The sequence below is a fragment of the Bradyrhizobium sp. SZCCHNS1050 genome, from assembly GCF_032484785.1.
In the GTDB taxonomy this organism is placed as follows: Bacteria; Pseudomonadota; Alphaproteobacteria; order Rhizobiales; family Xanthobacteraceae; genus Bradyrhizobium.
Map to the genome: position 1 here is coordinate 1493959 of NZ_JAUETR010000001.1, position 13084 is coordinate 1507042.

At 66.7% G+C, this 13084-nt stretch carries 10 protein-coding genes; 5 read left to right on the top strand and 5 right to left on the bottom strand.

The window, feature by feature from the left end; genetic code table 11:
• Positions 1 to 29 precede the first annotated feature (29 nt).
• The 3 genes from QX094_RS06900 to QX094_RS06910 all read left to right on the top strand — a co-directional run bounded on the left by QX094_RS06900 (position 30) and on the right by QX094_RS06910 (position 5894).
• Complete coding sequence (locus QX094_RS06900) at positions 30 to 1523, top strand: sigma-54 dependent transcriptional regulator (RefSeq protein ID WP_316186040.1); 1494 nt, start codon at positions 30 to 32, stop codon at positions 1521 to 1523.
• 386 nt (positions 1524 to 1909) lie between these two features.
• Entirely contained in the window at positions 1910 to 3967 is a 2058-nt protein-coding gene (locus QX094_RS06905; protein WP_316186098.1) for a murein L,D-transpeptidase, read from the top strand.
• A 271-nt stretch (positions 3968 to 4238) separates the two neighbouring features.
• Positions 4239 to 5894: a DUF882 domain-containing protein gene (locus tag QX094_RS06910; protein ID WP_316187695.1), complete on the top strand. Its 1656-nt coding sequence runs from the start codon at positions 4239 to 4241 to the stop codon at positions 5892 to 5894.
• 167 nt (positions 5895 to 6061) lie between these two features.
• On the opposite strand, the gene QX094_RS06915 is transcribed toward QX094_RS06910, so the two are convergent.
• On the bottom strand, positions 6062 to 6337 hold the full coding sequence (locus tag QX094_RS06915) for a DUF2312 domain-containing protein (protein WP_008961835.1): 276 nt from the start codon (positions 6335 to 6337) through the stop codon (positions 6062 to 6064).
• A 290-nt stretch (positions 6338 to 6627) separates the two neighbouring features.
• Entirely contained in the window at positions 6628 to 6930 is a 303-nt protein-coding gene (locus QX094_RS06920) for a DUF1244 domain-containing protein (protein WP_316187696.1), read from the bottom strand.
• Positions 6931 to 7124: 194 nt separating this feature from the next.
• On the opposite strand from QX094_RS06920, the gene QX094_RS06925 reads away from it, so the two are divergent.
• Entirely contained in the window at positions 7125 to 7721 is a 597-nt protein-coding gene (locus QX094_RS06925; RefSeq protein WP_315717570.1) for a DUF1036 domain-containing protein, read from the top strand.
• On the top strand, positions 7718 to 9154 hold the full coding sequence (gene pyk, locus QX094_RS06930) for a pyruvate kinase (protein WP_316186038.1): 1437 nt from the start codon (positions 7718 to 7720) through the stop codon (positions 9152 to 9154). Before QX094_RS06925 ends, pyk begins: the two co-directional genes overlap by 4 nt.
• Before the next feature lie 6 nt (positions 9155 to 9160).
• Here pyk and QX094_RS06935 read toward each other — a convergent pair whose 3' ends face one another.
• From QX094_RS06935 to QX094_RS06945, 3 genes are all read right to left on the bottom strand, one after another.
• Complete coding sequence (locus QX094_RS06935; protein WP_316187697.1) at positions 9161 to 10774, bottom strand: glycosyltransferase family 87 protein; 1614 nt, start codon at positions 10772 to 10774, stop codon at positions 9161 to 9163.
• Between the two features lie 125 nt (positions 10775 to 10899).
• The gene (locus QX094_RS06940; protein WP_315717573.1) at positions 10900 to 11574 is read right to left on the bottom strand and encodes a helix-turn-helix domain-containing protein; all 675 of its coding nucleotides are present in this window, start codon (positions 11572 to 11574) and stop codon (positions 10900 to 10902) included.
• Positions 11575 to 11731: 157 nt separating this feature from the next.
• A complete protein-coding gene (locus QX094_RS06945; protein WP_316187698.1) occupies positions 11732 to 12958 on the bottom strand; it encodes a glycosyltransferase family 87 protein in 1227 nt (408 codons plus the stop codon).
• Positions 12959 to 13084: the final 126 nt, after the last annotated feature.

Consider the following 13084-nt stretch of genomic DNA (forward strand, 5'->3'; position numbering starts at 1 on the left):
ACAGATAGTCGTAGCGTGCAAGGAAAGCCATGGCTGCCAGCATTTTGATTGCCGATGATGATCCGGTCCAGCGCCGGCTGGTGGAGAACATGGTGCAGAAATGCGGCTACGAGGCGGTCGTCGTCGAGACCGGCGACGCCGTCATCGAGAAGCTGACGAATCCTGATGCCGGCCCCATCGACGCCATCGTGCTCGACCTCGTGATGCCCGGCCTCGACGGCATGGGCGTGCTCTCCAAGATGCGCGAGACGGGGATCTCGATACCCGTGATCGTGCAGACCGCGCATGGCGGCATCGACAACGTGGTCTCCGCGATGCGCGCCGGCGCGCAGGATTTCGTCGTCAAGCCGGTCGGCATCGAGCGGCTCCAGGTCTCCCTGCGCAATGCGCTCAATACCTCGGCCCTGAAGGGCGAATTGCAGCGCATCCGGCACAGCCGCGAGGGGCGCCTGACCTTCGCCGACATCATCACCCGCGCCGAGGCGATGGCGCCGATCCTGCGCATCGCGGAGAAGGCCGCGGCTTCGTCGATTCCCGTGCTGATCGAAGGCGAATCGGGCGTCGGCAAGGAGCTGTTCGCCCGCGCGATCCACGGCACCAGCGAGCGCAAGACGAAGCCGTTCGTCGCCGTCAATTGCGGCGCGATCCCGGACAATCTGGTGGAATCGATCCTGTTCGGCCACGAGAAGGGCGCATTCACCGGCGCGACCGAGCGTCACATGGGCAAGTTCGTCGAAGCCCATGGCGGCACGCTGTTCCTCGACGAGGTCTCGGAGCTGCCGCTCACCGCCCAGGTCAAGCTGCTGCGCGCCCTGCAGGAGGGCGCCGTGGAAGCCGTCGGCGGCCGCAAGCCGGTCAAGGTCGACGTGCGCATCATCTCGGCGACCAATCGCAGGCTGCTCGACCGCGTCAAGGAAGGCCACTTCCGCGAGGATCTCTTCTACCGGCTGCATGTGCTGCCGCTCACCGTTCCGCCGCTGCGCACCCGCCGCGAGGACATCCCGCATCTGTTGCGGCATTTCCTCGCGCGGTTTGCGGCTGAGGAGAACCGCGCCATTTCGGGCATCACCGGCGAGGCCGTCGCCTATCTGACCAAGCTCGACTGGCCCGGCAATATCCGCCAGCTGGAAAACGCGGTCTACCGCGCCGTCGTCATGGGCGAGAGCGACCAGCTCGGCGTTGCCGATTTTCCGCTGATTCCCACCCACGCGCCGCCGGTGGAGCCTGCGCCGGCCCTCACCGTGGAGCGGCCCGTTCCTCCCCTGCCTGCGATGGTGCCGGGGAGTGAAGTCCCCATTGCCCCCCTGCCCTCGCATGGGTTCCTGCCGCTGCTCACCGCAAGCGGCGAGGTGCGGCCGCTCGAGGAGATGGAGCATGAGATCATCCGTTTCGCCATCGCCCATTACCGCGGCCAGATGTCTGAGGTGGCGCGCCGCCTCAAAATCGGACGCTCGACGCTCTACCGCAAGCTCGACGAGGCCAATGGCGAGACGCCCGCGACGGAAAGCCCGCCGCTCGGCTGAGCCGCTCGGATCCTCACCATGGTCGCGCTCGGCTGTCGTCCGAAAAAGGCCGCAAGTCTTGGCAACACTGGAACATCTGAACCGTTGCCTTGCGGTGACAGACAAAGGAAATAACGCGTGGCACAAACGCACGATCGGTTTGGCCGGGGTTTCCCAAGAGTCAGTTTGTCGTGAGTTGTCCCGTGTGGCGCTGGCCGCAGAAGTGGGGCTTGAGTATCGTTTGGGCGTGAATCATTGCGTGCAGACGTGAACCATCCTCACCGGCGGTACCGACGCCGAAGCTGGCAGATCGACCTTGTTACACCTGTTCCAGCCGGGACAGATCATCCGAGGGATTGACGATGCGAGATTGTGTGACCACCCGTGGCGGATATGACCGCGTGCTCATGGCTGTCGCGGCGACCTTCCTCGCGGTGTCCTCGACCTCTGCTTTCGCCCAGAGCGATCCGCCCCGCAGCAGCGCGGCCGAGCTCGCCATCGATGCTGCGATCCCGTTCCCCGAGCCGGCCAACGTGCCGCCGCCGACCGCCAGCGACTTCAAACTCGACACCACCGCCACCGTGTCGCCCGACCCGGCCAAGGCGCAGGAGACGACGACCAAGCCGCTCGACTCTGCCGCGGCGCCTGCGGCCGATCCCGCCAAGACCATCGCCACGCCGCCTGCAGCAGCCCCTGCGACCGCGACAGTCCCAGAGCCGGTCAAGGCCGCCAGCACCGTTCCCGCCCCCGATCAGCCGGTTGCCGACCGTCTGCGCGACCTGATGGCGACCAAGGCGACAAGGTATTTCGACCGCAAGGCCGAACGCGCCGCCGTCGAGAAATTCTACACCGGCCGCGACTACGCGCCGATCTGGACCCAGGGCGGCAACCTGACGGCCGCCGCGAAGGGCGTCATCGCCCGTCTCAAGGATGCAGCAGCCGATGGCCTCAATCCCGGCGACTATCCGGTGCCGGACTTCGCGGCCGCAGCCTCCGCACCGGACGCACTGGCGGAGGCCGATCTCAGGCTCACCGAGAGCATGATGGACTACGCCCGCCAGGCGCAGAGCGGCCGCATGCACTGGTCGCAGGTCTCGGCGGACATCCAGTATCCCGAGCACCCGATCGACCCGAACGAGGTGCTGGCCAACGTCACCGGCGCCAAGGACGCCTCCGCGGCGCTGGAGAGCTACAACCCGCCGCACCGGCTCTACAAGCTGTTGAAGGCCAAGCTTGCCGAGCTGCGCGGCGTCACCGACGGCGCGCCCGTCATCATCGACGAAGGCCAGCCGCTGAAATACACCCCGGCCCGCGGCAAGAATGCGCAGGAAGCCGAGGCGCAGATGTCCGACCCGCGCGTGCCCAAGCTGCGCGCCAAGCTCGGTCTCACCGAGAATGCCGACGACATCCGCTACGACGCCAAGGTCGCCGCCGCCGTCCGCAAGTTCCAGGAGAGTGTCGACCTCAAGCCGACCGGGGTGCTCGACGACCGCACCGTGAAGGCGCTGAACACGCCCAAGCGTGACAAGCAGATCGATACGGTCCTCGTCAACATGGAGCGCTGGCGCTGGTTGCCGCGCGACCTCGGCGCGCCTGCGATCGGCGACGCCTATGTGATCCTCAACATTCCCGACTACACGCTGAAGGTGATGCAGCACGGCGCGCAGGTGTGGACCACCCGCGTGGTGACCGGCAAGCCCGGGCAGCATGCGACGCCGCTGCTCAGCGAGACGATGAAGTTCATCACGGTCAATCCGACCTGGAACGTGCCGCCGTCGATCATCTACAACGAGTATCTGCCGGCGCTGCAGCAGGACCCGACGGTGCTGGACCGCATGGGCCTGCGGCTGGAGCGCGCGCGCGACGGCTCGATCCACATCTCGCAGCCGCCGGGCGAGGCCAACGCGCTCGGCCGCATCCGCTTCAACTTCCCGAACAAGTTCCTGGTCTATCAGCACGACACGCCGGACAAGAACCTGTTCGCCCGTGACGAGCGCGCCTTCAGCCACGGCTGCATGCGCGTGCAGTATCCGGATCAGTACGCGTCGGTCCTGCTCAACATCACCATGCCGAACGAGCGCTACACGCCAGAGCGCATCCGCAGCATGTACGGCCGGAGCGAGATCGACCTGAAATTCCCGACGCCGATCCCGGTCAACATCACCTACCAGACCGCCTTCGTCGACGATGCCGGCAAGCTGCAATTCCGCAAGGACATCTATGGCCGCGACGCCACCATGATCGCGATCCTGAAGAACAACCGCGGCAAGGATCTCGAGAACGTCGTCGCCCACGCCCAACCCAGCTACGCGCGTCCGAAGGGGGCGCTGCCGAACTCGGTCAGCCTCAGCGACAACAGCTTCTCCTCCGGCCCGAACTTCTTCGAGCGTCTGTTCGGTGGCGGTGGCCCGCCGACGCCGCCGGCGCCGGTCGGCCGCCCTGCCCGGCGGGTCTTCACCCGCTGATCGGGCCGCCAATCACGGTCACAATTTCCATTTGGAGATCAAAGGCCTCGCCGATCGGCGGGGCCTTTGCTTTAGGTTAACCACAAGGATCAACCAAGATTCGATGGCTCTTTTTCGCCACACTCAAGAGTATATGTTAAGGGTAATTGGGGGGCGGGCCGGTCAGTATCCCTTAACCATCCCGCCTTAGGTAAGCGTTTCCTCTCTCTTCCGCCGGACGGGCCGCAAGAGGGTAATCGAGTAAACGCTCGTCGACGGGGTGGGCTGCATCTTGCTGTCTGTTTTCGCGCGCCAATCTGTTTCGCTCACGAGGGCGGGTTGGAAGGCTGGATGCCAATGCGGGCTGGCGGCGCTGCTGCTGCTCATCGGCGCCGGCTCGGTGCATGACGCAGCGGCGCTGAATGAAACCCACACCCTCTCCTTCCACCACACCCATTCCGGCGAGGACCTGACGGTCACCTTCAAGCGCGAGGGCCGCTATGACGAAGACGCGCTGAAGAAGCTCAATCACTTCCTCCGCGACTGGCGTACCCAGGACGAGACGGTCATGGACCGCCGCCTGTTCGACATCCTCTGGGAAGTCTATCGCGACGTCGACGCCAAGCAGCCGATCCAGATCATCTCGTCGTACCGGTCGCCCGCCACCAATTCGATGCTGCGCCGTCGCTCGGCGCATTCCGGTGTGGCGCGGCACAGCCAGCACATGCTGGGCCACGCGATGGATTTCTACATTCCCAATGTGCCGCTGGAGCAGATCCGCTTCGCCGGCCTGCGCCTGCAGCGCGGCGGTGTCGGCTTCTATCCGACCTCCGGCTCGCCTTTCGTGCACCTCGACACCGGCAACATCCGGCACTGGCCGCGGATGACGGCTGACCAGCTTGCCCGCGTCTTCCCGGACGGAAAGACCGTTCACGTGCCGAGCAACGGCGTTCCGCTCAAGGGCTATGAGCTGGCGAAGGCCGAGATCGAGAAACGCGGCAATGGCGATGACGCGTCGTCCAGCCGCCCCAACCTGTTTGCACGGCTGTTCCGCGGTCGTCCGAGCGAGGATGACGACGAGTCTGGCGAGAGCGAGAGCAAGGCCGACGCCAAACCGGTCCAAACCGCGGCACTCGCCGCCAAGCCGGCTGACAAGAGCTCCGACAAGGACAGCCGGACCGCCGAGCGAGCGGTGGACAGCAAAGCCGCCACCGCGCGTGGCAAGATCGCCAATGCGCTGCAGTTGGCCTCCGCGGATGCGCAATCTGCCGCTCAGCCCGTGGCGACCAGGCCCGAGACGAAGTCCGAAACGACGGGCGCTGTCGGCAGCAAATCCAGGGACGGCGCGCCGCAGAGCGTCGCCGACATCATCAATTCGCGCGGCTTCTGGGGTGACAATCCTGGGACGCCGAAGCAGGCAACCCCCGAGCAGGTTGCCGCGATCACGGCGCGCCGTGCGCTGTCGTCGATCGATCAGCAACAGACCGCGAGCCTGATGCAGGCCATGGCCTTCGCGCCCCCGGCCTCCTCTCCGCTCGATCGCGCCAATGCCGCCTCCACGACCGCCATCCCGGTGCGAAACTCCCGCCCGGCGACCCGCAGCGTCGCACCGGCGCCGGAGGCCGCCCCGGTGGCGGCGAAGAACGGGCAAGGTCAGGACGGCGCCATCACGATGGCGACGCGAATCTCGGCGGCCAAGGGCCCCGATTCGACCTGGATGCGGGCCATCATGCTGACGCCGAGCGCATCGTCATCGATGTCCGTGACGAAAATGGGCGAGGTCGACCTCACCGTGATGCGCAGCTATTTCGTCAAGCCGCAGGTCGCGCTGGCGATGAGCTTCGCCGCCGAGCCGACGCCGGGACTGAGCTATGACCAGTTCACAGGGCCGGCGATCATCAAGCTCGAAACCAAATCCTTCGCCATGCGCGCGGCAGCCTTGCGCTGACGCCGCGGCGGCCGGCTCGTCCTTCTCCTCAGCATTGACGCGTTTGGAGTGCGGCGTCGATCGCCGCAGCACGCGCATGCCGCCGGCGCGCCGAGCCGAATCGCGAGAAAGCGAATGCCCCGTCAGGGGCCGGCGGAGGTCTCCTGCTGGTGAGCGAGGCCGGCTGCTCAGATCATTCCGAGCGCCTGCATATAGGTCTCGAGGATGCTTTCCTCTTCCTGGCGCTCGTTCGGGTCCTGCTTGCGCAGCCGGATGATCGTGCGCAGCGCCTTGACGTCGAAGCCATTGCCCTTGCTCTCGGCGTAGACGTCCTTGATGTCTTCGGAGATCGCCTTCTTCTCCTCCTCGAGACGCTCGATCCGCTCGATGATCGACTTGAGCTGGTCTACGGCAAAGCGGGTCGCGGGCGAGTCGTCGTCCTTCGCGGCGGCGGAGGTGGCCATCTGATACTCCTGAGTGGAACTCTGTGTCCAAGGAAGGCGCCAAAGGGCGCTGCGTGTTCGCCGCGACCCTCAAATCTGGCGTGCCCTGCGTCAAGGCGACATCGACCTCATCCACAGAGCGCCCACATCTTGTTGGCCTGTGCAGCGTCAAGCCCGCACAAGCCGCCCGCGCCGCTTGTGTTTCGTCGCCATCGCGCGCAGCACCCGATTCGCCGTTCGAAGCCCCTGCCAAGTCTCGGCTCGCGCGTGCAAAGGCAATGCAGCGCGTCTCCTGCGCGCTCGTTCCGGACTCAGTGGCCCGGATGCGCCTTCTTGAACGTTTCGTGCTGCTCGGCGCTCGCCTCGCGCTGGTACTTCGCCTTCCATTCCTCGTAGGGCATGCCGTAGACCGCCTCGCGGCTCTCGTCCCTGGTCATTGGCGCCCCCTGGGCGTCGGCGGCGTCCTTCAGCCAATTGGAGAGGCAGTTGCGGCAGAAGCCTGCCAGATTCATCAGATCGATGTTCTGAACGTCGGTTCTGGTCCGCAGATGCTCGACAAGCCGGCGAAAGGCGGCGGCTTCGAGCTCGGTCCGGGTGGTGCTGTCCATCGTCATCTCTTTGTTCCCTGTTCCGCGCCGTGACGGATGTCTGCTATATAATGAGGCTTCGTCGCAGATTTGGCCATATCGCAGCACCGTCAGGAGGAGCGAGGCGCTGGATCGCAGCGGCTTCGCACGAGATCGTCATGACGTTGACAGCCGCAGCCAAGCCCAGCGACATCGTTCAACGGTTGATATAGCGTCGCGCAATGATCCCGAAAATCTCCTCTCTCTTGCATCGCAATCCCTTCCGCCCCGGTTACGGACTGCTTTCGCTGCTTGGGTTGGCCGCGCTCTGTCTGTGGTCGTCCCCGGCGGCCGCCGATTTTCGGCTCTGCAACAACACCTCCAGCCGGGTCGGGATCGCCCTCGGCTACAAGGACGCCGAAGGCTGGACCACGGAAGGCTGGTGGAACGTGTCGTCACGCAGCTGCGAGACGCTGCTCAAGGGCACGCTGGTGGCGCGCTATTATTACATCTATGCGCTGGACTATGACCGCGGCGGTGAATGGTCGGGACAGGCCTTCATGTGCTCGCGTGACAAGGAATTCACCATCAAGGGCACCGACAATTGCCTGGCCCGAGGCTTCGACCGCACCGGCTTCTTCGAGGTCGACACCGGCGACCAGCGTGCCTGGACCGTGCAGCTCACGGAGGCCAATGAGCAGCCGGCGCAGCAGCGCGTTCCGGGTATCCCGGGCACGCTCGGGCCCGGAGGCAACGTCCCCGGTCTGCCGAATGGGCCGCAGGGCACGCCGCCGGCGGCCGCGCCGGCCCTGCCGCCAGGGCAAGCACCCAAGCCATGAGGCGGCTGCGACGCATCAAGATCCTCGCCACGCTCGGTCCCGCCTCCTCGGACAGCACGATGATTCGCAAGCTGTTCGAGGCCGGAGCCGACATCTTCAGGATCAACATGAGCCACACCTCGCACGACAAGTTGCGGGAGCTGGTGGCCACGATCCGCAGCGTGGAGGCGAGCTACGGCCGCCCGATCGGCATTCTGGTCGACCTCCAGGGCCCGAAGCTCAGGCTCGGCACCTTCGCCGAGGGCCCGGTTCAGCTCAACAACGGCCAGAGCTTCGTGCTCGATTCGGACAAGACGCCGGGCGATGTGACGCGGGTCCACCTGCCGCATCCGGAAATCCTGGCCGCCCTGCAGCCGGGACATGCGCTGCTGCTGGATGACGGCAAGGTGCGGCTGATCGCCGAGGAGACCTCGCCGACCCGCGCCGTCACCCGGGTCGTGATCGGCGGCAGGATGTCCGACCGCAAGGGCGTGAGCCTGCCGGACACCGACCTGCCGGTCTCGGCGATGACGCCGAAGGACCGCGCCGACCTCGATGCAGCCTTGAACGTCGGCATCGATTGGATCGCGCTGTCCTTCGTGCAGCGCGCGGACGACGTGCTGGAAGCCAAGAAGATCATCCGCGGCCGCGCCGCGGTGATGTCCAAGATCGAGAAGCCGCAGGCGATCGACCGGCTCAACGACATCGTCGATGTCTCCGATGCCTTGATGGTGGCGCGCGGCGATCTCGGCGTCGAGCTGCCGCTGGAGCGCGTGCCCGGACTGCAGAAGCAGATGACCCGGCTGGCGCGCCGCGCCGGCAAGCCGGTGGTGGTGGCGACGCAGATGCTGGAATCGATGATCCAGTCGCCGGTGCCGACCCGCGCCGAGGTCTCCGACGTCGCCACCGCCGTCTATGAAGGCGCCGACGCCATCATGCTGTCGGCCGAGTCGGCCGCCGGCAAATATCCGGTCGAGGCGGTGTCGACCATGAACCGCATCGGCGAGGAGGTCGAGCGCGACGTTGTCTACCGCTCCGTGATCGCGGCCCAACGGCCGGAGCCGGAATCGACCGCGGGCGACGCCATCGCCGAAGCCGCGCGGCAGATTGCGGAGAATCTCGATCTACCCACCATCATCTGCTGGACCTCGTCAGGCTCCACCGCCATCCGTGTCGCGCGCGAGCGGCCGAAGCCGCCGGTGGTCGCGATCACGCCCAACCTGGCGACCGGGCGCCGCTTGTCGGTCGTCTGGGGCGTGCACTGCGTGGTGGCCGAGGACGCGCGCGACCAGGACGACATGGTCGAGCGCGCCGGCTCGATCGCGTTCCGCGACGGCTTCGTCCGCGCCGGGCAGCGCGTCATCATCGTCGCCGGCGTGCCGCTCGGCACGCCCGGCACCACGAACATGGTGCGGATCGCCTATGTCGGGCCGTCGAGCGACGCCCATATCTGAGACGACCTATTGGATCGTATCGATCGCGCCCAATCCGGCCGTGGACGGGGGCTTGAGCCGCGCGATCACCGGACAGGCCTCGATGGCAATGCCGGCGGCGCCAGGAATGCGCTCGCAGCCACGCGACGCATCGATCTGGAGGTCGTAGTCGGCGAGCACCTCGAGCCGCGGCGGGTTGTCGGCCGGGCTTCTGGACAGATACAGCGCCCATACGCCTCCCGGCAGCGGGTTGGCGAGGCCGTTGCGAACCCGGCGGTCCAGCACGCCGCCAGGCACGATCGGCACCACGAGCTCGGACAACTGATAGACGCGCGAGCCCTGTGGCAGGAACGACGTGACGTAGCCGAGCGGCTTCTGCAGCAGCAGGAATGTCGCCGGACGCTGCAGGTTGGCCGCGAGCTGCGGCCGATAGGGGTCCGACCACGACCGCCGCATCCAGTCGGTCGGCTGCGACGCCAGCGCGATGCCGAGCGCGGCCATCACCGTGACGGCCTGCGTCGTCCGCCGCGATGGTGACGCGACCGGCCCAGCGTCTGCACGCCAAGCATCGACCAGGCGGATGAGCAGCAGCACGATCAGCGGCGCCGACAACAGCTCGAGCGGCATCAGATAGCGCTGGATCGAGAAGGCCAGCATCCACAGGACGTAGCTGAGCCAGAAGAAGATCAGGAGGCGCCGCTCGCGCAGCGGCAGCACTTCACGCCGCTGCCATAGGCCGGTGACGATCAGCGCGATGAGCAGCACGATCACGACGGCGAAACGCGGATCGCGGAACGGCCATTCCGACGAGGGATGCTTGCCGATCACCCAGTAGAACGGATAGGCGAGCGCATCGAGCACGCCGGACGGCATGAAGCGCGTATCGGCGATCGAGATCTGCGGCGCTTCGGACGAGCGGAAGACCGTGTTGTAGAATGGAAACAGCGGGCTGCCGTAGTCGCGCGCCATCTTCAGCGCCCACGGCCCCGCGGTCACGATCGCGCCGGCCGCACTGCCGGCCCCGAACGCGACGATCGCGCGCCACGGCCGCGCCACCAGCAGCAGCGACACGCCCGCTCCGACCAGAAACGTCGCATTGGTGAGCTTCAATCCCGTGGCCGCGCCGATCAGCAGGCCAGCGGCGACGAAACGTCGGCCGCGCTCATCGTCCTCCCCGAAGATCAGCGCGATGCCGGCGAGGATCGGAATGGTCGTGAGAATGTCGGCGAAGCTGGTGCCGACCTCGGACAGCGCCATCGGACTGAGGGCGGCGATGATGAGCGCGGCGCCGAGCGTGAACGCGTCAGCCGCGCGCCGGAGCAGCACGCGGGCGACCCAATAGACCAGCGCGAGATTGAGGCCGTGCAGCGCGCCCAGTGCGACGCCCCACCACGGCGCATCGAGCCCGTGGCGGACCGCGTAAGGCAGCAGGTAGATCAGCGGATTGAGGAAGCTCTGAAAGCCGCCGGGCGCCACATCGACATCGAAGCGACCATGCAGCAGCGCGAAGCCGGCATAGTCGTGATAGTTCTGCCAGTCCCAGTTGATATCCTCGCCGGCGAGATACGCATAGACGGCGCCGGCGGCGGCCGATCCGGCGATGACGAGGCGCGTCGCCAGAGGGTTGCGTGCAATCGACATCGTCCGAGGAGACACCTGGAGTGAGGCAAGGGCGGCCTCTCGCAGCGCGCCAGCCCCCACCATCGCCGCGACGGGTGAATCCTTGCTTAAGCGCGGCATTGCCCGACAGGCACGGGTGACGCGGACTACGCGCCGACCAGGCTCCTGACCGGCAGCACGGCCTGCACGACGAGACCGCGCGCACGCGCATCCATGACGCCGACCGCGCGCAGCGCCAGCAGGGTGACCGCCTGAACGGTGTCGCGGAGTTTGGCAGGGTCGTCGGGATTCTCGGTCGCCAGCGGCCCCACCAGCGCCTCGTGCAGCGCGCCGAGCAGCGCGGTCGCGGCCAACTGGGTGTCCTGCGCCGGAAGGTGGCCGGCACGGACGGCCGCGTCGATCCGCGAGGCGATCTCGCCGACGATCTCGCGGCGGCTCGCGATCCGTGACGCCGTCACGTCGACGTCGACCGGCTCGGCCAGGATACCCCAGGCAAGCTTGCGCTGCGACAGGATGTGCACTGCCACCGTGGATACCGCGGCAGCCAGGGCCGAGGACGGACCGGGCGCGGCATCGGCGGCGCGCCGGACGGCAGCGAGTTCGTCGCGCGAGACTTCCGCGATCAGCTCCGAGATCAGATCGGCCTTGGAAGGAAAGTAGCGATAGACGGTGCCGGCTGCGACATTGGCACGGATCGCCACCGGGGCGATCTGGACGGCCGACATGCCGCCTTCCGCAGCAGTCTCGCGAGCGGCTGCGAGAATCGCACTGCGGCGGGCCGCCAGCCGCTTCACGACCTGATGGGTTCGCCGATAGACCATGGCGTTTCTCGTCCCGGACGCGCTCGTCCAGGGCACCCGGCGAACGCTGGTTCAGTGTTTTTGGAGGATCGACCTCACAAATGGCTGGGAAGAACTGAACACTTGTTCACGCGATAAGACAAGAGAAATCATGACCCTGTGCCGCGTGATCGATACGTCAGGCGTGCGCGAGCGCCATGCCGGCGGGCGCCGGCTGCCGACGCCACCACGAGCCGGCGCGCGCCAGTACCAAGCCGGCCATGATCAGATTGGCGGCGAGCCCGAGCGGAATCCCGGACAGCATGAACGTGATCTGAAGCGCCGCGATGCTGCCGAGCGCGGGCAGCTCGTAGCGGCGAAAGCCCTCGGCGAGGCCGATCCGCACCAGCCACGCCACGGCGATGGCCTGAACCATCATGTCGTACATGAACAGGTAAGGCGTCGTCAGCAGCAGTCCGACGGCCAGCGCGGCCGCCTTCAGAGCATAGCGCACGGGGCTGCGCCACAGCATCACCAGCACGATCGCAACGGCCGCGGTCAGCACCCATTGGAAGGTCCAGCCGAGCGCTTCCGAGCCGCCGAAATAGCGGACCAGCGAAAACAGGCTCTGCAGCTTCCACCAGGTCGCCTTGCCCTCGGTCAGGAACGCCTGCGAGAACATCGGCAGCCAATGGAAGAAGGCCTGCCAACTCTCCAACCCGAAGGCGAGCCATGACAGCAGCGCCAGCACGATGGCGGTGACGCTCGCAGAGATGAAGGCTGTCCAGCGCTGGGTGGCGATCAGCACGATCGGGAAGAGCAGGCCATATTGCGGCTTGTAGGTCAGCAGGCCGAGACAGATCCCCGCCAGCACCGGCCGCACCGGCAGCAGATAGAGTGTGCCGCCGACGAGCGCGGCGGTGAGGCATCCGTTCTGCCCGACCAGAGCGTTCGAGAACAGGGCCGGAAAGCCGGCTGCGAGCAGCAGGCCGAAGCCGCGGCCGACGATCGCGCGCATCGCGAGCGCATAGGGAACGAAGCTGGCATAGACCCAGCCGACAAAGGCGAGCGTGTAGGGAAATTGCGCCAGGAACGCCGCGACGAACAGGAATGGCGGCGGGTAGTGCCAGGCGAAGTAGCCCGGAAAATCCTGCCGCAGCAGAGCGAGCTCGACCTGGCGCTGCACGTCCCAGTCCCAGGCCAGCGCCGGATGTCCCTGCAGCGCGAGCTTGCCGGCCGCCCAGACATTGACGAAGTCCGTCGGAATGCCGAGCCCGGCCTGGTCCCAGATCCAGGTGCCCGACCACAGTCCGGCCGGGAAGAACGAGGCGTTGATGCAGGCGAGCGCAAAGCAGGCCGCGAACAGGCCGAGCGGAACGTCACGACGCTGCGATGGGATCGCGGCGGCATCAGGATTGTCGGCCATCTGGACCTCGCCCCGCGCTGCATGGATGCATTCCCGATCGAGACATAGGCGCGGACGCTTGAAGAAGGCTTAAACGCGGGTAACGGCGCGCGACTGCCGGCGCCGCACCGATTGTTTACTCGCAAA